20 protein-coding genes, 1 tRNA gene and 2 pseudogenes are annotated in these 26,010 nt (G+C 69.5%); 9 read left to right on the forward strand and 14 right to left on the reverse strand.

Annotated elements, in window-relative coordinates; genetic code table 11:
* Positions 1-84: 84 nt before the first annotated feature.
* The 4 genes from tmk to ACFYTE_RS27350 all read left to right on the forward strand — a co-directional run bounded on the left by tmk (position 85) and on the right by ACFYTE_RS27350 (position 6,643).
* Entirely contained in the window at positions 85-3,267 is a 3,183-nt protein-coding gene (gene tmk, locus ACFYTE_RS27335) for a dTMP kinase (RefSeq protein ID WP_388715638.1), read from the forward strand.
* 266 nt (positions 3,268-3,533) lie between these two features.
* Positions 3,534-4,739 carry a DNA polymerase III subunit delta' gene (locus ACFYTE_RS27340; RefSeq protein WP_388715641.1) on the forward strand — a complete coding sequence of 402 codons (1,206 nt, stop codon included), beginning with the start codon at positions 3,534-3,536 and terminating at the stop codon, positions 4,737-4,739.
* A 134-nt stretch (positions 4,740-4,873) separates the two neighbouring features.
* Positions 4,874-6,463 carry an alpha/beta hydrolase gene (locus tag ACFYTE_RS27345; RefSeq protein WP_388715642.1) on the forward strand — a complete coding sequence of 530 codons (1,590 nt, stop codon included), beginning with the start codon at positions 4,874-4,876 and terminating at the stop codon, positions 6,461-6,463.
* 106 nt (positions 6,464-6,569) lie between these two features.
* A tRNA-Thr gene (locus tag ACFYTE_RS27350) sits at positions 6,570-6,643 on the forward strand.
* A 424-nt stretch (positions 6,644-7,067) separates the two neighbouring features.
* Here the strand turns inward: ACFYTE_RS27350 and ACFYTE_RS27355 are convergent.
* Together ACFYTE_RS27355 and ACFYTE_RS27360 are read right to left on the reverse strand one after the other, a co-directional pair.
* Positions 7,068-8,519 carry a LacI family DNA-binding transcriptional regulator gene (locus ACFYTE_RS27355; RefSeq protein WP_388715645.1) on the reverse strand — a complete coding sequence of 484 codons (1,452 nt, stop codon included), beginning with the start codon at positions 8,517-8,519 and terminating at the stop codon, positions 7,068-7,070.
* On the reverse strand, positions 8,516-9,214 hold the full coding sequence (locus tag ACFYTE_RS27360; RefSeq protein WP_388715648.1) for a hypothetical protein: 699 nt from the start codon (positions 9,212-9,214) through the stop codon (positions 8,516-8,518). Before ACFYTE_RS27360 ends, ACFYTE_RS27355 begins: the two co-directional genes overlap by 4 nt.
* Positions 9,215-9,556: 342 nt before the next feature.
* Between ACFYTE_RS27360 and ACFYTE_RS27365 the strand changes: the two genes are divergently transcribed.
* The gene (locus ACFYTE_RS27365) at positions 9,557-10,348 is read left to right on the forward strand and encodes a hypothetical protein (RefSeq protein WP_388715651.1); all 792 of its coding nucleotides are present in this window, start codon (positions 9,557-9,559) and stop codon (positions 10,346-10,348) included.
* Between the two features lie 195 nt (positions 10,349-10,543).
* A complete protein-coding gene (locus tag ACFYTE_RS27370; protein ID WP_388715655.1) occupies positions 10,544-11,692 on the forward strand; it encodes a hypothetical protein in 1,149 nt (382 codons plus the stop codon).
* Positions 11,693-12,127: 435 nt separating this feature from the next.
* Here ACFYTE_RS27370 and ACFYTE_RS27375 read toward each other — a convergent pair whose 3' ends face one another.
* The 3 genes and pseudogenes from ACFYTE_RS27375 to ACFYTE_RS27385 form a co-directional block, all read right to left on the reverse strand.
* Positions 12,128-12,259, reverse strand: a complete 132-nt coding sequence (locus ACFYTE_RS27375; RefSeq protein WP_388715658.1) for a hypothetical protein — start codon at positions 12,257-12,259, stop codon at positions 12,128-12,130.
* Between the two features lie 152 nt (positions 12,260-12,411).
* Positions 12,412-14,026: pseudogene (locus ACFYTE_RS27380) on the reverse strand (tyrosine-type recombinase/integrase).
* The gene (locus ACFYTE_RS27385) at positions 14,023-14,682 is read right to left on the reverse strand and encodes a helix-turn-helix domain-containing protein (RefSeq protein WP_388715661.1); all 660 of its coding nucleotides are present in this window, start codon (positions 14,680-14,682) and stop codon (positions 14,023-14,025) included. The pseudogene ACFYTE_RS27380 and the gene ACFYTE_RS27385 overlap by 4 nt, the downstream one beginning before the upstream one ends.
* A gap of 92 nt (positions 14,683-14,774) precedes the next feature.
* Here ACFYTE_RS27385 and ACFYTE_RS27390 point away from each other — a divergent pair, with 92 nt between their 5' ends.
* The 3 genes from ACFYTE_RS27390 (at position 14,775) to ACFYTE_RS27400 (ending at position 17,247) form a co-directional block, all read left to right on the forward strand.
* Entirely contained in the window at positions 14,775-15,059 is a 285-nt protein-coding gene (locus tag ACFYTE_RS27390) for a hypothetical protein (protein ID WP_388715664.1), read from the forward strand.
* Between the two features lie 484 nt (positions 15,060-15,543).
* Entirely contained in the window at positions 15,544-16,110 is a 567-nt protein-coding gene (locus ACFYTE_RS27395; protein ID WP_388715667.1) for an ATP-binding protein, read from the forward strand.
* Between the two features lie 306 nt (positions 16,111-16,416).
* Entirely contained in the window at positions 16,417-17,247 is an 831-nt protein-coding gene (locus ACFYTE_RS27400) for an RNA methyltransferase (RefSeq protein WP_239760576.1), read from the forward strand.
* 10 nt (positions 17,248-17,257) lie between these two features.
* On the opposite strand, the gene ACFYTE_RS27405 is transcribed toward ACFYTE_RS27400, so the two are convergent.
* The 9 genes and pseudogenes from ACFYTE_RS27405 to ACFYTE_RS27445 form a co-directional block, all read right to left on the reverse strand.
* Positions 17,258-18,259, reverse strand: a complete 1,002-nt coding sequence (locus tag ACFYTE_RS27405; RefSeq protein ID WP_388715670.1) for a glycosyltransferase — start codon at positions 18,257-18,259, stop codon at positions 17,258-17,260.
* On the reverse strand, positions 18,256-19,155 hold the full coding sequence (locus ACFYTE_RS27410; RefSeq protein WP_388715673.1) for a glycosyltransferase: 900 nt from the start codon (positions 19,153-19,155) through the stop codon (positions 18,256-18,258). Before ACFYTE_RS27410 ends, ACFYTE_RS27405 begins: the two co-directional genes overlap by 4 nt.
* Positions 19,152-19,907, reverse strand: a complete 756-nt coding sequence (locus ACFYTE_RS27415) for an HAD family hydrolase (RefSeq protein ID WP_388715676.1) — start codon at positions 19,905-19,907, stop codon at positions 19,152-19,154. The genes ACFYTE_RS27410 and ACFYTE_RS27415 overlap by 4 nt, the downstream gene beginning before the upstream one ends.
* Positions 19,904-20,926 (reverse strand): NAD-dependent epimerase/dehydratase family protein, encoded by a 1,023-nt coding sequence (locus tag ACFYTE_RS27420; RefSeq protein WP_388715679.1) that lies wholly within the window; start codon positions 20,924-20,926, stop codon positions 19,904-19,906. The genes ACFYTE_RS27415 and ACFYTE_RS27420 overlap by 4 nt, the downstream gene beginning before the upstream one ends.
* Positions 20,927-21,034: 108 nt before the next feature.
* On the reverse strand, positions 21,035-22,267 hold the full coding sequence (locus tag ACFYTE_RS27425) for a polysaccharide pyruvyl transferase family protein (RefSeq protein ID WP_388715682.1): 1,233 nt from the start codon (positions 22,265-22,267) through the stop codon (positions 21,035-21,037).
* On the reverse strand, positions 22,264-23,316 hold the full coding sequence (locus tag ACFYTE_RS27430; protein ID WP_388715685.1) for a glycosyltransferase: 1,053 nt from the start codon (positions 23,314-23,316) through the stop codon (positions 22,264-22,266). Before ACFYTE_RS27430 ends, ACFYTE_RS27425 begins: the two co-directional genes overlap by 4 nt.
* Positions 23,313-24,356, reverse strand: coding sequence for a glycosyltransferase family 2 protein (locus tag ACFYTE_RS27435; protein ID WP_388715688.1), 1,044 nt, complete (start codon positions 24,354-24,356; stop codon positions 23,313-23,315). Before ACFYTE_RS27435 ends, ACFYTE_RS27430 begins: the two co-directional genes overlap by 4 nt.
* Positions 24,353-25,045, reverse strand: coding sequence for a phytanoyl-CoA dioxygenase family protein (locus tag ACFYTE_RS27440; RefSeq protein ID WP_388715689.1), 693 nt, complete (start codon positions 25,043-25,045; stop codon positions 24,353-24,355). The genes ACFYTE_RS27435 and ACFYTE_RS27440 overlap by 4 nt, the downstream gene beginning before the upstream one ends.
* Positions 25,046-25,062: 17 nt before the next feature.
* Positions 25,063-25,920 (reverse strand): annotated as a pseudogene (locus ACFYTE_RS27445) (NAD-dependent epimerase/dehydratase family protein); the annotation flags it as partial.
* Positions 25,921-26,010 lie beyond the last annotated feature (90 nt).

Genomic DNA, 26,010 nt, shown 5'->3' on the forward strand with positions numbered 1-26,010 from the left:
GCCCAGGCATCACTTTGGTGTCGGGGCGTGCGCACGTTCGGACGGCCGCCGCTGGCTGTCGGTGGCTGCCGATAGGCTGAACGCATGACGCGAGCCGATCAGCCAACGGCCCACAGCACGACCCCCGACGACGCACTCGTGGCGGACTCCCGCGAGCGTGCCGTCCGTGCCCTGCTGCGCCAGCCGGAGCTGAAACGCCTGTGGAGCGCGCAGCTGGTCGGCGGCGTGGGGGACACCCTCGCGCTGCTGGTGCTGGTTGTGCTCGCCCTTCAGGCGGCCATCGTCGAGGGCTCGTTCGGCGACGGCTACCGCGGCGTGGCGTTCGCGGTGGCGGCCGTGTTCGCGGTTCGCATCCTTGCGACGCTGCTCTTCGGAGCCGTCCTCCTCGGCCCGCTCGCCTCCCTCACGTCCCAGGAAGGCCCGCTCGACCGCCGCTGGACCATGGTCGGCGCCGACGGCCTGCGGGCCGCGTTGCTGATCGTCGCCCCGCTGTGGATCGACTGGACACCGGACAACGCGCTCGCCGTCATCCTGGTGACCGTCTTCGTCACCGGCGTCGCCGAGCGCTTCTGGGCCGTGTGCCGGGAGAGCGCGGCCCCCGCGCTGCTGCCGGCCCCGCCCCCGGAGGGCGCGACGGTGCGGCCGCTGCCGGACCACCTGGACGCCCTGCGCCGGCTTGCGCTGCGTACGAGCTTCACCGCGGTCCCTCTGGCCGCCGCCGCCCTGGTCGTCGGGGCACTCCTGAACAACCTGCTCGGCACCGGCGTCGGCTGGTTCGACCAGCACCAGGTGGCGCTCGGCTCATATGTGGCGGCCGGGCTGTTCGCCGCGTCCCTGTCGGTGGTCACCTTCCTTGAGCTGCCCGATACGCGCACCCCGCGCCCGCGGTCCCCGCTCGAAGGACTGCGCCGCCCCAGGACCGGGACCGGCGTGGACAAGGGCCGCACGGGCGCGATCCCGCTGCTGGTGCCGGCCTGCGCCGCCGTCGCCGGAGCCATCTCCGCCGCCGTAGCCGTCTCGGTGCTGCACGCCACGGAACTCGGTGGCGGCCCCGTGCTCTACGGCCTGCTGGTGCTCGGGCTGACCGGTGGAGTCGTCGTCGGCATCCGCACCGCCCCCGCCGTCCTGCCGTCGCTCTCGCGCCGTCGGCTGCTGTCGCTGGCCATCGCGTTCACCGGTGTGGCCCTGCTCGCCGCCGGGCTCGTCCCGGACGTCACCAGCGTGCTGCTGATCGTCGCGCTGGCCGGGGTCGGCGCGGGCGCGGCCGCCAACACCGGGCACGCGCTGCTGGACCAGGAGACCGAGGACCACCGCCGGGCGCGCACCACCGAGCACCTGCACGCCGTCGTCCGGGTCTTCGTGGCGATCGGCGCGCTGATCGCGCCCCTGGTGGCCGCTCTCATCGGGCCGCACCGCCTGGAGAACGGCAGGTTCGTGTTCGCGCACGGCGGCGCCGCCTTCACACTGATGCTGGTCGGCGCGCTGCTGCTGCCGGTGGCCGCGCTGGTGCTGGCCAAGGTCGACGACCGGGCCGGCGTCCCGCTGCGGCAGGACCTGCGCGACGCGCTGCTCGGCGACGACCCGGCGCAGACGCCCGCCGCGAACGGCTTCTTCATCGCCCTGGAGGGCGGCGACGGCTCCGGGAAGTCCACCCAGGCCGAGGCTCTCGCGGAGTGGATCCGGGCCAAGGGACACGAGGTCGTCCTCACCCGGGAGCCCGGGGCCACACCCGTGGGCAAGCGGCTGCGGTCGATCCTGCTGGACGTGTCGTCGGCCGGACTGTCCCACCGCGCGGAGGCGCTGCTGTACGCCGCCGACCGCGCCGAGCATGTCGACACGGTCGTGCGGCCCGCTCTGGAGCGGGGCGCGGTCGTCATCTCCGACCGTTACATCGACTCGTCGGTCGCCTACCAGGGCGCGGGCCGCGACCTGTCCCCGACGGAGATCGCCAGGATCAACCGCTGGGCGACCAACGGGCTGGTCCCGCACCTGACCGTCCTGCTGGACGTGTCCCCGGAGACCGCCCGCGAGCGGTTCACGGAGGCCCCGGACCGGCTGGAGTCGGAGCCCGCCGAGTTCCACGCGCGCGTGCGGGCCGGTTTCCTGACGCTGGCCGCCTCCGACCCCGGCCGCTACCTCGTTGTGGACGCGGGCCAGGAACCGGAGGCCGTCACCACCGTCATCCGGCACCGTCTCGACATCGTGCTGCCGCTGTCCGAGGCCGAGATCAAGGCGCAGGAGGAGGCCCGCAAGGCCGCCGAGGAGGAGGCCCGCCGCAAGGCCGAGGAAGAGGCCGCCCGCAAGGCCGAGGAGGAGCGCCTGGAGCGCGAGCGCCAGGAACAGCTGGCCCGGCTGCGTGCCGAGGAGGAGGAGCGCAAGCAGCGCGAGCTGGAAGAGGCGCAGCGGCGCGAGGCCGAACGACAGGCGGAGGAGGCCCGGCAGCGGGCCGAGGAGGCAAGGCGCCGGGCGGAGGAGGAGCGGCAGCGGCTCCTCGCCGAGGAGAAGGCCCGTGCCGAGGAGGAGGCCCGCCGCAAGGCCGAGGAAGACCGCCGGCGCAAGCAGGCCGAGGAGGAGGCCAGGCTCCGCGCCGAGGAGGAGGCGCGGCGCCAGGAGAAGCAGCGCAAGGCCGAAGAGGCGCTGCTGCGGGCCGAGGAGGCCAGGCGCCGGGCCGCCGAGGCGGCGGCCGCGGCCGATGCCGTGGCCCAGCAGCCCGCGGCACCGCGGCCGGCGGCTCCCGGAGTGACGCCGGAGGCCACGACCGTGGAGACGCCGGTGGTGACGCCCGGAGCGGACGAGACGGCGGTGCTGCGGCCGGTGCGCGAGGAGCGGGACGGCGGGGTTCGACCCGGCCGGGAGACGGAGTCCGAGTCCGAGGTGACGGCGAAGCTGCCGCAGCCGCCGGTCGCGCCGGGGGCCGCCGACGAGACGGCGGTGCTGCCGCCGGTCACCCCGGGCGCGGCCGATGAGACCGCCGTGCTGCCGCCCGTACCGGCCGACGATCCGGTGGACCGGGTCCCGCGGGACTTCTTCCGGGACGAGCGGCCGTCGGCGGCAGGCGGCGACACCGAGGACCGTACGCGCGAGATGCCGCAGGTCGACGCGGACGCCGAGGCCGGCGGCGCGGCCCGGCGCCGCCCGCGGCCCGACTGGGCCGAGGAGACACCGCTGGACGACCTGCCGTCGCTGGCGGACGAACTGCTCGGGTCGTACGAGGCCGAGGAGTACGACGAGAACCAGGACCGGCGGGGCCGGGGGCGGCGCGGCTGACCGCTCCGCGGGGCCTGGCCGCGTGGGCATGCACCTGGCACGAACTGGTACGGGACCTGCCGCGACCGGTCGGCCGCAGGATGCCGGTCACCGAATGAGGTCCGCGGATGCGGTCGGTGAAGGCGGTCCGCGAAGGCAGTCGGTGACAGCGGTCGGTGAAGGCGGTCGGGGACAGCGGTCGGTGAAGGCGGTCGGCACCCGTTGTCAGTGGGCGCCCGCACAATGGATGCCGGAACGCGGAACGTGACGGAAGGGCGGCGTGACCCATGACCGTGTGGGACGACCTCGTCGGGCAGGAGAAGCTGAGCGAACTGCTCGACGCGGCAGCCCGGGACGCCGACGCCCTCGTCACCGCCGCCGCCGCGGACGCGCCGCCGCCGGAGGCGTCCAGGATGACGCACGCGTGGCTGTTCACCGGCCCGCCCGGTGCGGGCCGCAACCAGGCGGCGCGGGCCTTCGCCGCGGCCCTGCAGTGCGTGAGCCCCGACCGCGCGCTCGGCGGCGCCCCCGGCTGCGGGTTCTGCGACGGCTGCCACACGGCGCTGGTGGGCACCCACGCGGACGTGTCCACGGTCGCCGCGGTCGGCAGCGAGATCCTCGTCAGGGACATGCGGGACACCGTCCGCAAGTCGTTCACGGCACCGGCGAACGGCCGCTGGCAGGTGATCCTCGTCGAGGACGCCGAGCGGCTGAACGAGAAGTCGGCCAACGCCGTCCTCAAAGCCGTGGAAGAGCCCGCACCCCGCACGGTCTGGCTGCTGTGCGCGCCCTCCATCGAGGATGTGCTGCCCACCATCCGCTCCCGCTGCCGGCACCTCAACCTGCGCACACCGTCGGTGGACGCCGTCGCCGACATGCTCGTACGCCGCGAGGGCATCGAGCCGGACGTGGCTGCCGCTGCGGCCCGCGCCACCCAGGGCCATGTCGACCGGGCCCGCCGGCTGGCCACCGACCCGGCCGCACGGGAGCGCCGCGGCTCCGTGCTGAAGCTGCCGATCCGCCTCGACGAGGTCGGCAACTGCCTCAAGGCGGCCCAGCAACTGGTCGACGCGGCGGCCGAGGACGCCAAGCAACTCGCCGAGGAGATGGACGGCAAGGAGACGGAGGAGCTGAAGGCCGCGCTGGGCGCGGCCCAGGGCGGACGGCTGCCGCGCGGCACCGCGGGCGTGATGAAGGACCTGGAGGACATGCAGAAGCGGCGCAGAACCCGGACGCAGCGTGACAGCCTCGATGTCGCCCTCGGCGACCTCACCGGTTTCTACCGCGATGTGCTCGCCCTCCAGTTCGGCTCCCGCGTGGCGATGGCCAGCACGGACGCCGAGGAGGCGGTGGAGCGGGTGGCGCACGCCAGTTCACCGCAGGCGACACTGCGCCGCATCGAGGCGATCTCCGCGTGCCGGGAGGCCCTGGACCGCAATGTGGCGCCGCTGCTCGCGGTGGAGGCGATGACGATGGCTCTGAGAGCGGGCTGAGCCCGGGCGCCGGTCCGGGACTCGTCGCTCACTCGTCCAGGGATCAGGCCATCGCGTTGTTGACGTCATCACCCGTAAGGGCCATGAAGAGCACGCATCGCATCCAGTTCATCGCTCAGCGTTACGCTCACTTGATGCACACCAGGCGAACCCCCCGCCAGACCAAGGCCACGGCCCGCGCCGTGGCCACCGCCCTCACGGCAGCCGCGCTGCTCCTCACCGCGTGCTCCGCCGGCGGCTCGATGACGGCGACGAGCGAAGGGGCGCAGCCCGCGCTGGCCCCGCTGCCGAGTTCGACACCGCCCGCGCTCGCGCCGTACTACGGGCAGAAGCTCGCCTGGCGCGACTGCGGCGTCGAGGGCTTCCAGTGCGCGACCCTGAAGGCGCCGCTCGACTACGCCAAGCCCGGCGCGGGCGACGTACGGCTCGCCGTCGCCCGCAAGAAGGCCACCGGCGAAGGCAGGCCGCTCGGCTCGCTCCTCGTCAACCCGGGCGGCCCGGGCGGCTCCGCGGTCGGCTACCTCCAGCAGTTCGCCGGCATCGGCTACCCGGCCGAGGTCCGCGCCCGCTACGACATGGTGTCGATGGACCCGCGCGGCGTCGCCCGCAGCGAGCCCGTCGAGTGCCTGGACGGGCGGCAGATGGACGCGTACACGCAGACGGACGTCACACCCGACGACCGCAAGGAGACGGACGCACTGGTCGCGCGGTTCAAGAAGTTCGCGGAGCGCTGCGGGGCCCGCTCGTCGCGACTGCTGCGCCATGTGTCCACGGTGGAGGCCGCCCGGGACATGGACATCCTGCGGGCGGTGCTCGGGGACCGGAAGCTGAACTACGTGGGCGCGTCCTACGGCACCTTCCTCGGGGCGACGTACGCCGGGCTGTTCCCCGGGCGGGCGGGCCGGCTCGTCCTGGACGGCGCGATGGACCCGTCGCTGTCCGCGCGGCAGCTGAACCTGGAGCAGACGAGGGGTTTCGAGACCGCGTTCCAGGCGTTCGCGAAGGACTGCGTCCGGCACGCCGACTGCCCGCTCGGCGGCAAGGGCACGCCCCCGGCCCAGGTCGGCGACCACCTCGCGGCCTTCTTCCGCAAGCTGGACGCGCACCCGGTTCCGGCCGGCGGCGCAGACGGCCGCAGGCTCGGCGAGGCCCTCGCCACCACCGGGGTGATCGCCGCGATGTACGACGAGGCGGCCTGGCCGCGGCTGCGCGAAGCGCTCACCTCGGCGATGAAGAACAACGACGGAGCCGGCCTGCTGGCGCTCTCGGACAGCTACTACGAGCGTGACGGCGACGGCCAGTACACGAACCTGATGTTCGCCAACGCCGCCGTGAACTGCCTCGACACCCCGCCCGCCTTCGACAGCCCCGAACAGGTCGAGAAGGACCTCCCGGCCTTCGAGAAGGCGTCCCTCGTCTTCGGCAAGGGCCTTGCCTGGGCGTCCCTGAACTGCGCGTACTGGCCGGTGCGGGCCACAGGGGAGCCGCACCGTATCGAGGCCAAGGGCGCGGATCCGATCGTGGTGGTGGGCACCACCCGCGACCCGGCGACGCCGTACCCCTGGGCCAAGTCCCTCGCCCACCAGCTCTCCTCCGCCCGCCTGCTCACCTACGCCGGTGACGGCCACACCGCCTACGGCCGCGGCAGCGCCTGTATCGACTCCGCGATCAACGCCTACCTGCTGGAGGGAACCCCTCCGGCCAACGGAAAGCGCTGCTCATAGCCCGCCGCACGCCCCGGAGGTCGCCTTCCGGGGCGTGTACGAAGCACCCTCGGAAACTGTGTAGACTTACCGACGTTGCCGATCGCACCATAGTTGCGGGCGACATGCCGCTTTAGCTCAGATGGCCAGAGCAACGCACTCGTAATGCGTAGGTCTCGGGTTCGAATCCCGAAAGCGGCTCAGTGAAGACCCAGGTTAGATAGCCTCTGACCTGGGTCTTTTGTTATTTCTTTACCTTGCTTCTGCTGGAGTGCCAGGCTGGAAGCCCGGTCAGGCGCTTCCTGGTGGCCGACCGGTGGCCAAACGTGCAAGGGGCGTGCAGCAGCGGTGGCCAAGGGGGTTGCTGGGAGCATGCTGGCGACCGCTTGGCCGTTGTTCCATCCCTACAAGTCATTGCCAAGCAGAACCGATGTGTAGGACTTGCGGCCGGGCCCAACGGTTTTTCACTCACGCGCCGTGAGGGATGGGCCGGAGCAGACCCGCATGGTTGTCATCGCTTCCGTCTTCCGCTTGGGCCTCGCGGGCGCTGGCCTTGTTGTCCGGTCTGTGCGGGGGAGCGCGGCGTGTGAAGGCGGGGGCGCCGGGCGGCACACCGGGATCTCTCTCAACACCTGTGGGCTGGGCAACGCGATCGCGATCGGCAGCAGGGTTGAGATCGATGGCGAGGGGATTGGACCGCGGACGCGCGTGCGCGCAGGAGATCATCGAGCACGTGCACCGGAGATGTCGGGCATAGGGCCAGTCGGGCGTCGAGCGCTCCCGCCCACTGCTCGGTCAGATGGAGCATGAGGCGCTTGCGCATGCCTGGGGTGACATGGGCGTAACGCGCCGAGACCGAGCCGTCGATGTGGCCCATGCGTTCGTCCATGAGGACCCACTCGGTGCCGAGGTCCTCCATCACGGTCCGGTGGGCGTGGCGAAGGCCGTGGGGTGTGAGTCCTTCGGCGATCGGGAGCCAGCAGGCGTCGGCCCGCTGGCTGGCTCCGCGCCCTCGTACCGGGATGCCGGGCCACGGCTCGCCAAGCAGTGGAACGGGGCGTGCCGATTGCGGTGCCTTCTTCGGGTACCAGCCGGAGACTGCTGGCGTGAACAGCCACGTCGCGAAGCCGTTTCGGCGCCAGTGGGCAGCGTGCTCCGAAACCGCGCCGCCCCGCACGAAACCCAGGTCCGCGATGGCCTGCTCCACCTTCAACCGTTTGGCTTCGGTGACGCGGTCGGGGTGGTTGAGAACGTTGGACACCGTGCCCGTGGAGACTTCGGCACGGCGAGCGACGTCGACGAGCTTCGCGCCTTGGTGGCCACCGGTGCGAGCCGCGCCCTGCCCGCGGAAGACGTACGTCTTGCCATGACACGGGCAAGGGGTCGGCTTCGTGCGGGCGACGTGGTCGGCGACCAGGGCCGACAGCCAGTCCATCGCGTCGATCTTGCGGTAACTGTCGTCCTTGGGCGGGCAGCGCACCAGCTCACCGGTGTCGAGTTCGTACAGCTGCCACTCGACGCGGATCGAGCCGCGGCGGGCGAACTCCGTCTCCAAGCCGACGACTTCGCCCCAGCGCATGCCCGTGTAACCCGTGAGGACCACGGCGACGAACTCATCGTCGCGACCGGACAGTATGGCGGTCCGCTCGGCGGTCAGCAGGATGCCGAGTGCGTCGGTGATGACCTTCTCCGGGCCACGGCCCCGGAAGCGGCCGGCGCGCTTGCCGCGCCCGCGCCGCCTTGCGGCCGGGTTAGAGGTGATCAGACCTTCGTCGAATGTGTCTTCGAAGATCAGGTGGAGGGTCGAGCGCCAGGTCTTGACGCTGGAGGCTGCGTAGACGGCCTTCTCCTTCTTCTCCCACAGGCTGACGTCCGTGCGCAGGATGCTGGCGAGCGCCTTGTCCTCGAACTCGGGGAGCAGGTGCTTCTCGAGATGACGCCGATAGTTCTGCATGGTCGAGGCGGCCAGGTCTTGAGCCTCGTACCAGCGGTTTACGTACTTGCCGAAGGTCTCCTGGCCCAGTGCCGGGTCACTCCAGTCGCTGTCCTGGTATTCGGTTTCAGCTGGCGGACTCATGGGAGGTGAACCAGGTAGCCGGGTTGGACGCCGTCGAACGTCGTGATGGCTGTTCCGGATGTGACCCAGAGGCTGGTGGGTTTTTCCCCTGCCGGGATCTGGAACACCCCGTGCACCGGCCCCTTGCTGCCGGGGTTGATACCGAAGGTCGGCGCGGTCTCACCTTTGCTGTTCCAGTACTGGGCATAGTCCAGGGCGTAGTGCGCGTCCCTTTGTGACTCGGTGTAGCGGGTGTCTACGACGTTCAGGCTTACCCTGTCGCTGGCGTCCCAGAACGCCATGCTCTTGCCCACGTTGACCGCTTCCATGGTCAGGACGCAGAACTGCTTGCTGGACTCCGGTGTCGGTGTCGCGGTGGGCGAGCCGACCGCGTCGGCGGCGTACGCCAGCACCGCGTGGTCCAGCGGCTTGCCGCAGACCACGCTGCGTACGGTGAACTGCCAGCGGTGCGGGTCGGCGGCGGTGTCCGAGGCCAGGACGGTGAGGGTGAAGGGCATGCCCGGTCGCGCCGTACCAAGTACCTCGGCGCCCGGCGGTACGCCTGCCTGCGGACCAGCGTCGGTTGTCGTCGGTTCAGCAGTGCCAGCGCTGCCGTCCGCGCCGGGCGAGCGATCAGAGCTGCCTGAACAGGAGGCCATGAACGCAACTAGGGCAAACGCGGCGGCGGCGTGATACAGATCCCGGCGCGCGCTCATATCCCCATGCTGATACGCCCTGACCTGGTCCGCATGCTGGAACCGGGCAGTAACCAGACACGAGTGGTGGCCCACTCGGCGAGCAGCCGGTTACAGCGGATCAACGCCAGTTCCAGCAGCGCGGCGTGGTTCTCCTCGATCCACTCATGGAATGAGGGGGGCTGGAAGGCTCGCCACGTAGAGGTCACCGGGCTTTCGGGAGCTACGACAGTGCAGACCCGTCAGCGATGCGGCTGGCAGCCTGGATGGCATCGAGGCACTGCCACTCTCGCCTGGCGTGTCAGATGGGAAGGGGATCATTGCGGGCTCTGCCAGCTGATGCTGCCGCTACTCTGAAGGCATATGGACGCTTCGATCCACGCCTTGCTCGCTCGCCTGCTGGCGGGCCCCGCCATGTTGTTGTTGGGCCAGCATGCCGCTGATGACGAGCAAAGCCGACCGGATCCGGGACTGCCCGATCTTCTGGGCTCGGCCGACGAGGACATGGCTGCCGCGTACCGGAGGTTCGACAGCGCCGCCAGGATCCGGCAGGTGCCTGCGTGGCTCTCCGAGATCGCGACGTACCCGTGGAACGGCGTCTTCACCTCACGCATCGACTCCGTGCTGCCCGACGTCTTCAGCACCGGCTGGCGCCGCGTGGTGCCGACCGCGCAGGCTCAACTCGGCAGACACCCGCGCAGCACCACGGAGCTCCAACTCCGCTACCTGTTCGGAGGCCTGGGCCTTCCGGAGGACGAGCGTCCCCCAGCGGATGTGATCCAGGAGGTGGAGACGCGTTCCCGTGCGGTCGAGACGCTGAACACCCTGGCGGACACGCTTGTCACCCCGCGGGGAGTGGTGGTCATCGAGGGCTACCGCGTGGGCGACTGGCTGACTACACAGGAGCTGTTCACCTTCGTCAGCCGACTGCAGGCTGGCCAGGCGCACCTGTTCTCGGCCCCCGATACGTTGCGCGAAGACCGGTTTGTACGTGCCGCAGTTGACCGGGGCACCTTGGTCCTGCACGACGAGTCCTTCGCCGCCGTGCTCGCCGAGCTGGAGGCGGCGGGGCAGCTCCGGCCGGGAATGGTGGACCGGGACGCGAGGAGCCTGCGGTTCATTCCGGTCCGCGACGGCTTCGCGGACGTGACGTAAGCACATGGAATCGGATCATCGGCGCCGCGCCCCATCGATGTCGAACTACTCGAACCGTTCACCTCGGCTTCCTCCGCACTCAGGTACCAGCGGTTTCGCAACTTCCTTGGAGCGAGTGAAGGTGCTCCGCACTGGAAAGCGGTCGCGAGCGGGTACAACCTGAGACGGGACTTCGAGGCCGACCTGCTTCGCCGGGTGCAGGCCGGCCTCGACGGGCCGGTGCCCTCGAAGCCAATTGTCGTCGCCGGCCAGACGGCGACGGGTAAGTCGGTGGCCCTGTGCGCGCTGGCACTGGACGTGGCGCGTGCAGGGCAGGCAGCTGTCCTGCACCGTTCCCGGCGCGGGGACCAACCCAACCTCGCTGACATCGATGCGTTCGCCGCCTGGGCCGATGAGCACCATGGGCTGCCTACCCTGCTCGTGTGGGACGGCATGGCCAACATGGATGAGTACTACACACTGCAGCGCAGGCTGCGCTCCAGGGGGCGGCGCGTCCTTATCGTCGGCAGCAGCTATCTGCCCCCGGTGCACAGCAAGAACGTCATCCGTGTCCACGCTGTTCTGAGCAGAAGCGAGATCGCCCGGGCGAAGGATTGGTTGAGTGGATTCGACGTACCCATGCCGAGCGATACCAGCCTCGCGGTGGACTCTTCGTTCCTCGCCTTCCTCTACCGTGTGCTGCCCGATACTCACAGGGGACTGCGGCGGGGGCTGGCCCGCGAGATGCGTGCGGCGGAGAGCGGCCTGGAAATGTTGTCCCGCGTCGCCGCCTCGTCTGATCGACCACGGCTCGGCGCGGTGGCACAGGCGCTCGAAGCCGCAGGCTTCAACATCGACGAGCTCATGCCTGCCGACCACCCGCACGGAGAACTGGCCGACCTCTCGTTCGAAGCGAGGAGCTCGGCCGAGCAGCTGACGTCGATGTTGCTAGTGGCCGGCTGCCGGGGGCTGAGGATTCCGTTGGAACTTCCGTTGAGGATCCTCGGCCGCGAGGGGTCCAGCCGCATCATGGAGCTCGTCGGGACCTTCGACATCTTTCGTTTGACCGACAACGACAGCGGAAGCCAATACCTGGGGACGAGGACCCAGTTGGAGGCACAGCTGCTCGCGAAGGAGGACCTGAACGTCCGTACGGAGATCGGGGTCGTCACGCAGCTGATCGAGAATCTGCGACCAGCGGCGAGCAGTTGGGGTGGCGAAGAGGTGCAGTTCATCGTCGGCCTCATGGACGGCATGGGGCCGCAGTCACCGGAATCTTCCCGGTACTCTCAGCACTACCTGGATCTCGCCCATGCCTTCCGCTACCTCCGGACCACTCGGAGGTCGCAGCCGACCTCAATCTGAATCTGCCGAGGGCGAGCCGGCAGCACCATGAAGGTCAGGTCGAGAGGAGGTGGAGCAAGTACACCCTCCGCCCAGGCGAGACGGCTGCACAGGTCATAGCGTCGTTCGCCGAGAGTAGTCTCGTGTCGAGCCTCGGGCGGCTTCCCTGTGACTATGTGGAGATCCTCGAAGAGTTGCAGGTTCTTGGGACGAAAGACGCCGTAGCTGCGCTCCGGCTGGCCCACTCGGTTGCGGAGATCTCCCTGGCGAAGGGCGACGTCTATCTCAAGCTCGTCACCTCCACTTGGACGACACTGCGATCGGGTAGACACCCCTAACGATCTTGATTCGGAGGCTTGGTTGCCTCACCCAGGGCGACAGCCGGGTGGTTTGGGGAAGGGTCAGGGAGAGCGCATCGACGTCCGCGCGTTCGAGGGCGAGTCGGATCACGGCGCCCTAGTGAGCCTCCAGCAGGTCGACGACGTTCAGGGCTGTACCGGACGGAACTCCCCACATGGACCGGACTTGCGCCGCGATCTGCTCGATCTCGGCGGCGGCCTCCAGCCCGCTCCCCGGAAGTGCCAACACGTCGCTCAGGCGTAACCGCTGTGCGGCCGATGCGCGGACCACAGGGTCATGGACGAACGCCCACTGTCGGGAATTCCAGGTCAGTGAGTTTCGCGAGAGTGCCCCGAGCCCCGGTCTGATGCCCGCTTACCGGGGGCTCCTTCTCGCTGTGATCAGGCGGAGCGCTCTCCTTTTGCCTCGTTGCTCTTGCGGGGTGGCGTCATCCTCGGTCGGCGGGAGGCGGCGGGCGGGTCAGCGTCCTTGACGGCCGTCAAGGGCCTGCGGGTGTGCGGGACGAGTTGTGTGACCTTCTCGGCTGCGTCACGGGCGAGATCGTCCAGGACCGACTGGTAGATGTCCCGGGTGATCCGGGTGTCCGAGTGCCCGAGGGTCTCGGAGACCACCTTGATGTCGACGCCGGGCGGCGAGCATCAGTGTCGCTGCGACATGGCGAAGGTCGTGGAGCCGGATCGGAGGAAGGCCGGCGGCCTCCGCCAGGCGCTCGAAGAGGTCGCTGACCTTGCCGGGGTGGAGGAGGGAGCCGTCCTCCTGGGTGAAGATTCGGCCGGTGTCCTGCCAGCCCTCGCCCCACGCCTCGCGCTCCTGCTGCTGGCGGGCCTTGTGGGCGAGGAGGTCCTGGTTGGTTTCCTCGTCGAGGGCGATCAGGCGGATGCCGCTGTCGGTCTTGGGAGCGCCCTCGTGGACGTCCCAGCCGTCCTGGACGAGCTGGGTGGCGATGGCCAGGGAGCGCGCCTTGGCCGAGTGGTCTTCCCACCGGACCCCGCAGCCCTCGCCTCGTCGGGTGCCACGGAAAGCGATGAGCCGCCAGAGCACGTACAGGCGGTCATCCGCGACGAAGTCGAGGAATGTCGCGGTCTGGTCGGGGGTCCAGACCATGACCGGCGAGGGCTTCTCGCCGGTTTCCTTCCAGCGTGCGATGCGCTCGTCGCTCCAGATGAGCGCCTTCGGCTTCGTGCCCGGCAGCAGCTCGACGTGCGCGGCCGGGTTGAAGGCGGGCATCACCTGCTGGGCGATCGCGACGTTCAGCGCGGCGCGCAGCGTGTCACGGATGTGCGGCTGGGTGTTGAGGCCGGTGATCCGCCGAAAGGGGGGCATCGCATCGAGTTGGGCCTGTAGCCAGCGGCGTCGGGCGCGGTTCTCGGCACCCTTGTTCGGCGTGGCCTTGAGGTCGTCGCGCACCACGCGCCGCTGGGCGTTCTGCTCCTGGATCTCGATGTTGCGCTCGTTGATCGCGTCGAACATGGAATCGATGTGGTGTACGCGCAGCTTGTCGAGGCGCAGGTGGCCGAGGTGCGGTTTCAGGTGGACGCGGATGTCGCACTCGTAGCGCGCTGCCCCGCCCCGCCGCAGACGCTTGCGTCCGGCCAGCCATGTGTCGAGCCACTCCGCCACGGTGACCTTGGAGTTCAGAGACTGCCCCGTCTTGAAGCGGCGGCGGGTCTCGTCGTAGTCCGGGACGGGGTCCTTGTCCTTGACGCAGTTCTCCAGGAGGTCGCTGATCTGGGTCTTGCCCCAGGCGTCGTCCTCCTCGGGAATGGCCATGAGGGCGCGAACCTTGTCCAGCTCCTCCTGGGCCTTGGTGGAGGTCTCGAAGCCACCGCGACGGAACCGCCTGCGTCGGCCGTCCTGCGCGGGGTCGAGTTCCTGGGAGGCGGTCCAGGTGCCGTGCCGTCGGGACGACTTGAGCTTGGGGCAGGAGGCGCCGTACTCCTTCCCGGTCTTCGGGTCGGTGCAGCGGCACCGCCGTACGAGGTTTCCGCTCTTCACTCGCCGTCCTCAAGGTGGGTCGGTATGTCGGGCTGGTCGACGAAGGCCAGTTCGTCGGGCAGGGCCGGAGGTACGAGGCCGCGCTCGCGCATCCGGCCTCGGAACGCGCGCAGCTCCTGGCAGTCCTCGAAGGCGTGCTCCTCGTAGCCCTCGGCGCGCTCCAGGAGCGTGGCTCTGCGAGCCCGGTCCAAGGTGGTGCTCGCCGCGCGCCGCCTCTCCTTGGCCAGGGCGGTGGAGGCTGTCGCGGCGGACACCAGATCGCCGTGGTTGCGGAAGACGTCGAGGACATCGCGGGCGGTGCCCTCGGGAGCGGGCTGGTCCATGGGGGTCTCGCCGGTGAACCACGCGAGCGCGTCCCAGGTGGAGACCTCCCTTCCCGGGAGGACCTCCACCGTGGCGGAGGTACCGAGTGGAAAGAGGAGGGTCACGGGCGGGACGCCGAGGACGTCAGCCAGCACGACGAAGTCGGCGATGGCCATGCTCGCCTTGCGGCCGGACTCCAGGTTCTTCACGGACTGCTCGGTGATCTCCGTTAGTCCGCGGTCGGCACACCCCTGGGCGACCTCGCCCATGGTGAGGCCGGCGGCCTTGCGCGCCTCGCGCATCTCTTGGGCGATCCGGGCGGTGAACGCCGCTGGCCAGTGATCGGGTTTCATAGCTGCACTTTAAGGCGCTGGAAAGTGCTGCCGCAACTAGGTGATACACCTGGGCCTGACATTGCGGCACCTGAAGGCATCAGGAGGGCATCATGATGGCACCCACTTCTTCCCGTGAGGTGCGAGGGCTGACGAGTGACGAGCTGCTCGCTCTTCCGGCGGTCATCGACCTCGACACCGCGAACCGGGCGCTGATGATCGGCCGCTCCACCGGATACGGGCTCGCCAAGCATGGGGCGTACCCGGTCAAGGTGCTGCGGCTCGGAAATGCCTACCGAGTAGTGACTGCCGACCTGCTGAGGCTGCTCGGGCTGGAGCGCCAGCAGCCGGACGGCGGTCCCGAAGCCGCCGGCGAGCAGCACAGCCTGTGTGCGTAGAGGCGCTCGCATCCCAAAGCGCCGCTTGCCGGCGTAGGGCGACGCCTATGATCGCCCTGGCCTGGTCCTGCAGCTGCGAGGCGTACTCGACGACCCGCTCACCGTTCTTCCTGGCTGCCCACACAGCCAAGTCCCTCCAACCGGTCCGCGAGGCCCGCCTGTGGGGACGACCGTCAAGGGCGCCCGATTCAGCCGCGATACGGACAGGGATAGCTGCGCCGGACAGTGCACGAGCGTGATGGCGCATTACTTCTCGTCCACGGCCTCCAAGAGTGGTGGTCTGAGGTGAGGTGCGGAGGGGTACGGTCTACGCGACGTGCGTTTCCGGTGTTCGCGGCCTCAGCAGAAGCCGACCCGTACCACAACACGTCGAAGCGTCAAGGCGTCTTGCGGGGCGTGCCTACGGACAGACTGTCCTCCCACAGCCCTTGTCGGGTGGAAGGCTTCTTTGTCACTGAGGCCACTACCAGGTGAGGTTGTCGTCATGGCGCGTCGCAGTCCCGAACGTCCGACGTACGGATTCACGGTTGCGGCTGCTGTCGACGCTGTCCCGGCCGCACGCCGCCAAGTTGTTTCGCTAGCCCGGGATCTGGGGCTTCCCCTGTCGGACCAGACACTGGAGACCGTCGAGTTGCTGGCCGGCGAGGTGATCGCCAATGCTGTCCTGTACACAGACGCTCCGTGCGACGTCTCCGTGACGCGGGCCGACGAGCGGCTTCGCGTCGAAGTCACGGACACGGATGCATCGTTGCCAAGAAGTGTTGAGGCAGGGCCGAACGACGAGAACGGTCGGGGTCTCCTGCTCGTGAGCGCCTTGGCGGCCGACTGGGGGATGCAACCGGAACCCTCAGGCAAGACGACATGGTTCGAGATCACGTCGGAGCCCTGGGCCGAGGACACGGGCGACTACCGTGCGGATGCACTGCCTTCACCTCACGCGGGTGACGCTGCCGTCCGACGAACCGAGTGTGACGCTCGTAGGGCCTTGCCGGCCGACTCGCGGTCGTCGTTCGGCGCAGCAACTGCTGGGAAGCGACATCAGGCTGCATGAGGCTGTGATCCCAAGCGGCCGTCCCCGGCGACCTCGAGACGGAACGGCTCGTGGCCGAACCGCACGCGGGTTGAGGGATGGTCCGGTCGTAGAGGAGTCGTCGGAAGTCAGCTGGCCGTTCCCGACGAGGTCGTAGCTGTCGCCAACAGGGCGACCTCGTGTGCGCTGCCGCCGAAGCCGAGACGCCTGCACAACGGATGGACACGTACAGTTACGATCCAGTCCGTGTAACCTGCTGGGTGCCCGGTGCCGTGTTCCGCCTGGGACAACCGGGTTCGCAACGATCATCTTCGGCTTGGAGGACGGGTGGCAGTGCAGCGGATCACGACCCGCAATGCCCGTTTCCAGCAGCTGCAGACGCTGCTCAACAACCGCACCAAGCGAGGGCGTGCCAAGGAGTTCCTCGTTCAGGGCGTGCGGCCGATCACGATGGCCGTGGAGCACGGCTGGACCGTTCGGTCCCTGCTCTACGACGCCAGCCGCCCGCTCTCCCGATGGGCCGAGGATCTACTGCGCGGTGTCGGCGCCGAGCGCGTCGCGATGGCGCCGCAGCTGCTCGCCGAGCTCAGCGAGAAGGCCGACGGGGCCGCGGAGGTCCTGGCGGTGGTCGAGATGGCGCCGGACAGCCTGTCGCGGATCAAGGTTCGCGACGACTTCCTCGGTCTGGTCTTCGACCGGCCGACGCAGCCCGGCAACATCGGAAGCATCGTGCGGTCGGCCGATGCCTTCGGCGCGAGCGGGCTCATCGTGACGGGGCACGCCGCGGACCCGTACGACCCCAAGTCGGTCCGTGCCTCCACGGGATCGTTCTTCGCCGTGCCCGTGGTGCGGAGCCAGTCGCACCACGAGGTCATGGAGTGGCTGGAGAAGGAGCGCGCTCAGGGGCGGCCGGTCGCCGTCGTCGGCACGGACGAGGACGGCGATGCCGAGGTCTCGGAATTCGATCTGACCCAACCGGTCCTGCTCCTCATCGGCAACGAGACCGCGGGCCTCAGCGCGGCCTGGCGAGAGAGCTGCGACCACGTGATCAGCATTCCGATGACAGGCTCGGCCAGCTCCCTGAACGCGTCGAACGCCGCCTCAGTCGTTCTCTACGAAGCGCGCCGTCAGCGTCTGGCGAAGCAGCGCACGGCGTGACCTTCCGAGGTCACGTCCAGACCTCGCCGTTGACCGCTCTCTTGTAGACCGCCAGGTACTGGCGGGCGATGGTGTGGTGACCCCATCGGTCCACCGCTGTTTCGCGCACGACCTGGGCCGTGGGCAGCGACGCCAGCACCCCCTTTGCGTCGCTGGGTGTGATCTCCTGCCCGATCGGCAGCACCGTTCCGACGCCGGGGACGATCTCCGGCAGGCATCCGTTGTCGGTGGCGATCACCGGGGTGCCGCTGGCGGCGGCCTCCGAGACCACGGTGGCGCCGGGCTCGATCCATCGTCCGCCGAACGGCCCTCCCCACGGCTGGGACAGCACGAGCTGCGCTCGGGCGCGTGCGATCAGTCGGGTACGGGCGCTGCCGCCGACCTCGCCCACGTAGCGGACGGTGTGCGGGAAGTCGGCCAGCAGCGCGTCCAGGTAGTCCTTCTCCCAGGCCGGTCCGGCGACCGTCAGCGGCACGCTGGCGGTGTGTGCGAACGCCGCTGCCTCGCGCACGCCCTTGTGCGCGGAGACCCGGCCGAGGAAGAGGAGATAGTCGTCCTTCGCCTCCTGGAACTGACAGCGTGCGGGGTTGACCGGTAGCCGGATCACTGGGGCGGAGACGGACCCTGCGGCAGTGCGTTGTGCGCGGGAGAGGTAGATGCCGTTGGTCTGGAGCTCCGGCACGCCGTTGAGGTGATGTGTGCTCACCGTTGGCCTGCGGGTGCCGGCCGGCAGTGCGGCGGTGTTCGAGTGGTCGTGGACGATGTCCGGGCCGAAGGCTTCGATGGCGGCGTGGATCTCGGCCGTCTCCACTGCGTCGGAGACCGTGATGCCGTCCTGGACCGGGCTTCCTGGAGCTCCGACGAGGAGGATCTCGCACCCGGCCTCCAGCAGTCCGTCCATGAGCGTGGCGACGACCCACTGGATGCCGCCGTAGCCCTGGGGCGGCACGGTGATCCACTGGCTGGGGTCGGCACCGTACCGGTACGGCGGGATGACCATGGCTACCTTCATCGGTCGCTCCTGGTTTCGGCGTCGGCGGCGCTGGTCCGGCTCCGTGTGATGGCCTCCCGGCACACTCCGAGAAGAACGCTGGCGGTGTAGAGCAGGGCGAGGGCGGCCCGCACCGGACGGGCGCCGTTCCCCGAGCGGTTGCGGTTCCATTCCTTGGCGATGCCTCGCCGAGCGTCGTTACGCCGTGCTTCGCTGCGGCCCTGCCAGAAGGCGCGGCGCAGCAGGTAGGACAGGGTCAGCCGGTGAGCGGGGATCAGGTGTTGCACCTCGGCGTCGTGCAGGATCGTCGCGATGGCACCGCGCGCGGTCATCTCCCGTACGAAGGTGGTGTCCTCGGCGGAGACGAGGGAGCCGCCGATCCGGCCGAGGCGCTCGTTGAAGCCGACTCCCAGCAAGCGGGCGTGCTCGACGTCGATGGCGAAACTGCCGCCCCAGATCGACGCCGGCTGGGCCGGTGCGTGGGAGCCGAGGTAGTGCAGTTGTCCCGAGGTGAGGAACCACGGGCGGCGGTGCCCTTGAAGGTGGGCGGTGATCCTCGTACCGGTGACGTGTGCGCCGGCGGTCAGGGCTTCGCGTATCCGAGTCAACGTCTCGGTGGTGGGGACGATGTCGTCGTCGAGGAAGACGACGTGCTGCGTCGTGGCCTCCTTCATGGCCTTGTTGCGACTGTGGGCGAGGCCCTGGTTCCCCTCGTTGCAGATGACGCGCATGCGGGACGGAGGCGACGAGGCGTCTGTGGGCAGCGTGGGCAGGTGCTGGGCGGGCATGTCCGCGATGACCAGGAGGCGGTCCCTGGGGTTCATGGCCGCAGCCGTGCGGGCGACAGCTGCCGGCAGGCTGTCGGGGCGGTTGCTGCAGATGACGATGGTGAGAGGTAAGTCGGCGCCGAGGGTCATGGGCGCACCTCCTGGCGGGGGCGTGGGCTGCGCTGTTGGTGGCTGATGGTCCGCAGCACATCGGCCAGGTCTCCGAGGGCGGCGATGGCCCAGTGCCTCGTGCTTCCCTCGGTTGTGTGGACGCGTTGGATTTTCAGCTCCCGGTATGCGGTCACGATCTCGGGAGCGACCCCAGCAGGCGCGCTCCAGCCGCTGTCGACGTGGACGATCGCTGCCGAGCAGCCGAGAGCGAGTGCCGGAGCGGCGTCGTGGTCGGGCCGGTCGCCAATGACCGTGGTGTGTTCGGGCTTCCAGCTCAGCCGGTCCATGGCCCACTTGAAGAGGCGGGGGTCGGGTTTGGCGTAGCCGACGAGGGAGTCGAGCGCGACGAGTTGGACTTGCTGCTCGATTCCGAGGTTACGCAGGGTGGCGAGGCATTCCGGGGGCTGGTTGGCGACGATGCACACGTCGTACTCCTCGGCGAGGTGGCTGAGGGCGTCGACGGCTCCGGGAACGGGTTGGACCAACGAGGTCCAGCGCTCGCGGACGCTCTGCCAGCTCTTCGTGCCGTTGGGCGGGAACAGGCTGGGCGGGGGTGATCCGGGCGCGCGGCCCTGGTAGAACTCGCGCATGGCCTGGAGGAAGGCGTCCATGGTGAAGGCGGGATCGTCCGCGCGCGTGAGTTCCCAGACGCCCTGGAGCCAGGCGAGGTCGAAGGGCTCGTCGTAGTAGAGGACGCCGCCGACGTCGACGGCCAGGGTGCGGCGCGTCATGACGTAACCGCGCGTCCGGCGGCCCAGGTGAACCACTCGGGCTTGTCCGCGGTGTCGTTCTCGATGCTGAGGGAGGTCGCGGGTTCCACGGGGCCGTGTTCACGGGCCCAGGCCGCGGTGCGTCGCAGACCTTCGGGGAGCGGGGTATCGGTCCAGTCGCCGAGCGTTCTACGGGCGAGGCTGTTGTCGGTGTACGCGGCGTGGACTTCGTCGCGGGCCGCCAGGTGCTTGATGGGGTGGTCGGGTACGCCCATGGCGGTGCGCACGGCGTGCGCCATGTCCAGCACGGTGCTCGTGTGCGAGGAGCCGACGTTGAAGACCTGGCCCCAGGCGGCCGACTGGTCGGCGGCGGCGAGGAAGGTGCCGACGATGTCCGGGGCGTAGGTGAAGGCGCGGATCTGGCTGCCGTCTCCGTACACGCTGATCGGCTCGTCGCGCATGATCTGGTTGAGGAAGATGGCGACGGCGTTGCGGTACGGGTCGCCCATGTTCTGCCGCTCGCCGTAGACGTTGTGCATGCGCAGGGCGAAGTACGGCAGGCCCTGCAGCTGCATGGTGACGGCGAGTTCGCGCTCCACGGCGAGTTTCGCGTTGCCGTAGCTGTCGGCGGGGACGGGCCGCTCGTCCTCGCGCATGGGGACGTGTCCGTGGCCGTACACGGCGACCGACGAGGCGAAGCCGAAGAACCTGACCTTGGCGGCCAGCGAGGCGTTGATCAGGTTGATGCTGCCGAGCAGGTTGACGGAGTAGTTGTGGTGCTTGACGGCGTGGCTGATGCCTTCGGCGGCGAAGGCGGCCAGGTGGTAGACACCGTCGAAGTGGTACGAGGCGAAGAGTTCGGCGACCGTGGCCTGGTCGGCGACCGAGTCGACGACGAGGGTCGCGCCGGCGGGCACGTTCTCGGTCTTGCCGCCGTCGAGGTTGTCCAGGACGACGACGTCGTCGCCGCGCTCGATCAAGGACGCGGCAAGGTGGGACCCGATGAAGCCGGCGCCGCCGGTCACCAGATGTGTGGGCATGGCGTGTCTCCCTTGGCGTGAGTGAGTCCAGCTGCGGCCCTGGACTGGGCCGCAGCGGGTCGTGCGCGATGTGGTGCGGGCAGACGGACCGCCTGTGCGACTGGTGGTTCAGGCTCCGAGGAGCTTGTTGATCTGGGCGAAGTCGCTGCGGGCGCGGTCCGTGATCAGCGGGAGCCGCTGCCGCAGGGTGGTGCGCAGTGCGGTCGCGTCGGTGTCGTTGACGAGCCGGCCGATGACCGTGGTGTCCTGGGCGAAAGCGCGGACGTCCGCGTGGATGCCGTCGACGTCGACCGTGTGACCGTAGGTTTCGGCGAGCACCCCGTTGAACTTGTGCGAGTGGCCGATCGCAATTGCCGGGGCGCCGCCGGACAGTGCGCCGATCGCGGCGTGCAGGCGCTCGGAGATGACGAGTTCGGCCTGTGACAGCACGCCCTTGTAGTCGGATGCCGTCAGCGCGCCCGGCAGCGCCATGACCTCGGGCATGTCGGCCGCTTCGGCGATTCGGGCGGCGAGGATCCGGTCGTCGTTGTGCGGGCGGGAGTCGTGGCAGTGCGGGACGAGGACGACCGGCATCTTCCGGGTGCGGACGAGGGAGGTGGCGAGTCGCGTCAGTGCTGCCGCGTGCTGGGACTCCTCCAGGGTGCTGAAGCGGGTGATGCCCTGGCTGGGGGCGAGGCAGAGGTAGGGGTCTTCGGGGGCGAGCCCCAGAGGCCCGAGCACGGCCGCTGTTCGCTCGCCGGTAGCGGCCGGCAGCAGGAAGGCGGGGTCGGAGGACAGCCGCACACGGTGTTCGGGAAGGCCGAGCTTGCCCACGAGGTAGTCGAGGGAGACGCTCTCCCGGACGGTGAGGAGATCGCACCGGGTGGCGACCGCGAGCCATGCCTCGGCATCGGCCAGGTCGTCGAAGGGGCCGACGGACTGGCCGATCATGGCCGTCGGGATGTCCCGCTGTTGCACGGCGGTGAGGACCCGGAGGTACGGCGTGGAGACCCCGTAGTCCGAGGTATGCAGGTCGCCCCCGGTCGCGATGACCAGATCGGTTTGGGCGAGGAGCTGTTCGCGGCGTTCGGCCAGTTCGGCGGGGCTCTCCTGGGGGCGCATCTGCTGCCAGGAGCGGGAGACGACGAACGGGTCGGCCACGCAACGGGCGCTGGTGGGGGCGAGGGATTCCGCGTCGAGCACCGGGGTCTGGGTGAGGACGGTGACGTTGTCGCCTCCCCCGGGGCCTTCGGTGTTCAGCTGCTCGATGATGGAGCGGGCCAGGGCCTCGACGCCGCGACTCTCACAGCTGGTGATGCCGGTGATCAGGACGTTGGACACAGCAGACCTCTCAGGGATCATCGGGTGAACCGGATGAGTTCCGCCAGAACCGCGCGGTAGTTGAAGCGTTCGTGTACTCGGCGCTGGATGGTCGCCAGCCGCTCGCGGTACCGGATCGGCTCACGGATCATCCGGGCGAGGCTGTCGGCCGGATCGTCGTCGAGCAGAAAGAGCTCCACGTCGTCGCCGTAGAGCGCGGACAGGTAGCCCAGGTCCGGCCAGAGCGCGGGGATGCTGCCCGAGGCGAGGGTTTCGAACATGCGGGGAGTCAACAGCTCCATCCGCGCGAGCAGCGGACGGGCCAGCACCGGCGTGATCGCCGCCTGGGACATGGCGGAGACCACGTGCCCGAACGGAACGGGTGGCGCCACCTCGACACCGTGATCCCGCATCCAGCCGGACACGTTGGCGGTGGCGGTCAGGTGGTCGGGGTGCGGGGCGCCGGTCCACCAGCGTCCGCACACGCGGATGCGTCGGATCGGCGGCTGGGCGTCGGCCGCGGCCCGGATGAGGCTGGTCATCTCGTTCCAGCGCCACCAGTTCGCGCCGACGTACTGCAGCTCGTACGGCAGTACCCGCGGGTGCGGGAGGTCGCTGGCGAGCCGGTGGATGTCCGGCATCCCGAAGTAGCTGAAGAACTCGGCCCCGTCGGGAAGTTCATTCAGGCGCGGCTGCAGGATCAGATCGCTGAGGTCGCCATACAGCTTGTGCCAGGACTCGATGGTGTCCGCACCCGCGTTGTCGTCCGCGCCGGCGGTGACGTACGGGCCCCAGTGACCGTCGGGATCGACGATGATGCGCCGCTGCCGCGGCACGGCCTCGCAGAGTTCACGCTGCTGGGTCGAGAGGAACTGCCTGCTCTCGAAGACGAGGACCAGGTGGGTGGCCCAGCTGATGTCGTCCACGAGAGGCAGGTGGCCGTTCACCGTGCCGTCCAGGCGCGACAGTTGGCTTGAGACGCCGACCTCGCATCCGGATGCCGAGGCGACCCGGGCGTACTCGGCGATCATGTGGCTGGAGCCCGCGTTCCAGTGGAAGACGCCGGCGAACAGAATCCGGGGTGTGGTCATCGCGCACCCCTTGCCTGCGGTTGAGCGTGGCTGCCCGTCGGCGAGCCGAGCCGGCGGTGGGCACGTCGCCGGGCCCGGATCAGAGGTGCGCGGCGCACGAGCCAGCACACGGCTTTCGCGGTTTCCCAGGTCCCGCGCCACCAGGTGGTCACTCCGCCCACGCCACGTCCGCGCAGATCGTCCCTCAGCCACCGGGACGCCAGGCTCAGCATGGGCAGCGGGCGCCAGTCGATGTCGGTGAGGAGGTAGTAGTAGCGGTTGCGGCGCATCTGGACGCGCCGATAGCTGCTGCCGGCCGTTCCCCCACCGCCGAAGTGCTGTATGCCGACGTCGAGCAGGAGCGCGACGCGCCATCCGGCCCAGCGGGAGCGGCGGCACAGGTCGGTCTCCTCGTAGTACGTGTGGAAGACCTCGTCGAGGAGTCCGACGGTGCGCAGCAGCGCGGCACGTACGAAGAAGGCGGAGCCCTGGACGTACGCGTGCTCCAGGGTGTTCGGGGCCCGGCCTTCGGGTGGGCTGGCCGGCGAGGGGTGGTTCGGCCAGTCGCCGGCGAAGGCGTGCTGCTCGCCCCAGCGCAGAGCGGACTTCGACCAGTCGTTGTACGCGCCCAAAGCGGTGCTGCCCGACTCGTCGTACTCGTACTGCATGGGGCCGACCACGCCGTAGTCGGTCCAGGTCTCCATGAACTCGGCCAGGTCGCGCACCAGCGACTTCGGGGTCTGGGTGTCCGGGTTGACGAGGAAGACGTAGTCGGCGCCATCGGCGAGGGCCGCGCGCATGCCGATGTTGTTGGCGCGGGCGAAGCCGACGTTGCTCTCGTTCTGGATGACCCGCACCTCGGGAAAACGGTCCTTGACGAAGGCCGTGCTGCCGTCGTAGGAGTCGTTGTCCACGTACCAGACCGTCAGGTCGATCCCGGGGACGTCGCTGTCCAGGAGCGTCGCGAAGCAAGGCTCCAGCCAACGGGACTCGTTGGTGCCCACCGTGATGGTGGCCACCCGCACTCTGGCACTCTCGCCAGTGGGGTTGGGGATGGTCACGGCAGCTCCCGGTCGGCGGGGGCGAACTCGATGACGATGCTGCGGCGGATCCTCGGGGAGGTGTTGCGGCGCGAGGCGTGGGCGATACGTACGTCGTGTACGGCGATGTCACCGGCCGAGAGCGGGAGGGCGCGGACCGGACCCCGCACCTGGAGCGCCTCGGCCTCTTCCGCGTCGGGCGTCAGGTGGGAGCCCGGCACGAACTCAAGGCATCCGTTGCCCACGTCGGAGTCGTCGAGGAAGACGCTGAGGTTGCACACGGTGTGCGGAGGAACATTGGTCCGGTCACGATGCCAGGGCACTGGAGCGGCCACTCCCGGCAGCTTGACGATCATGGCGCAGGCGGTGGCGCGTACGGGCCCGCCGAGGATGGCGACGGCCATCGGGTGCAGAGGGCTGTCGTCGGCGTAGAGGCGTGTCGCCGCCGGGGAGCCCTGGTTCTCCAGGTTGTGGATGCGGTAGAGAACGGGCGCGTCCGTGCCCGCGGGGGTGAAGTGCCAGTAGTCGTCCGAGCGGAACCCGTCCTGGGTGAAGCGCCGGATCAGGGCATCAGCCTCCGTGCGGAGGGCTTCGAGGGACTTTCCCGCGATCTTCTGGGATAAGAACGCGTAGCCGTCCGCACGGAAGTCCTGGAGGAACCCGTCGCCGAGCTGCTGCCTGTGCGACAGGGCCTCGGCGGACTCCGTCATTCGTGGTGCGTGTCGCGTCATCGTGCCCTCACTGCGGTGTCGTTGAGCTGCGCGGCGAACCAGTCGATGGTGGTGCTCAGGCCCTTGCGGGGGTCGGTCTCCGGCTTCCAGCCGAACTGCTCCTAGGCGAGGGCGATGTCGGGTCTGCGGCGCTCCGGGTCGTCGACCGGGCGGTCGACGAACTCGACGGGCGCGGCGGAGCCAGTCAGTTCACGCACCAGGTGTGCGAGTTCCAAGACCGTGGTCTCGGTGGGATTGCCCAGGTTGACGGGGCCGGGGTGGCTGCCCGCGGCGACGGCGAGGATGCCCCGGACCGTGTCGCCGACGTAGCACAGGGACCGCGTCTGCGAGCCGTCGCCGGTGACGGTCAGTGGCTCGCCCGCCAGCGCCTGGCGGATGAAGTTCGGTACCGCTCGCCCGTCCTCCGCGCGCATCCGCGGCCCGAACGTGTTGAAGATCCGTACGATCGCGGTGTCGACACCGTGCTCGGCGCGGTAGGCGGTGGTCGCCGCCTCCGCGAACCTCTTCGCCTCGTCGTACACGCTGCGCGGCCCCACCGGGTTGACGTTGCCCCAGTAGGACTCCCGCTGAGGGTGCTCCAGCGGGTCGCCGTACACCTCGGAGGTGGAGGCGAGCATGAAGCGGGCCTTCTTCTCTCTGGCCAACTCCAAGGCGCTGAAGGTTCCCAGGGAACCGGCCTGAAGCGTCTGGACCGGCAGACGCAGGTAGTCCTGCGGAGAGGCCGGCGAGGCGAGGTGGAGTACGAGATCGACTTCCCCGGGTATCGGGATCGGGTTGGTGACGTCGTGGACCATCAACTCGAACCGGTCGTCCAGCTGACGGTGCGCGACGTTGTCCTTCGTGCCCGTAAGAAGCTGTTGTCGTACCGAACCTGAGGACGGTGTTTTCGCTGGTCAGGCATAGGGTCGGCGATCCCGTGGAAGGAGTGGTGGCCTGTCGTGTCA

This window comes from Streptomyces sp. NPDC004629, assembly GCF_042873595.1.
Classification (GTDB): Bacteria; Actinomycetota; Actinomycetes; order Streptomycetales; family Streptomycetaceae; genus Streptomyces.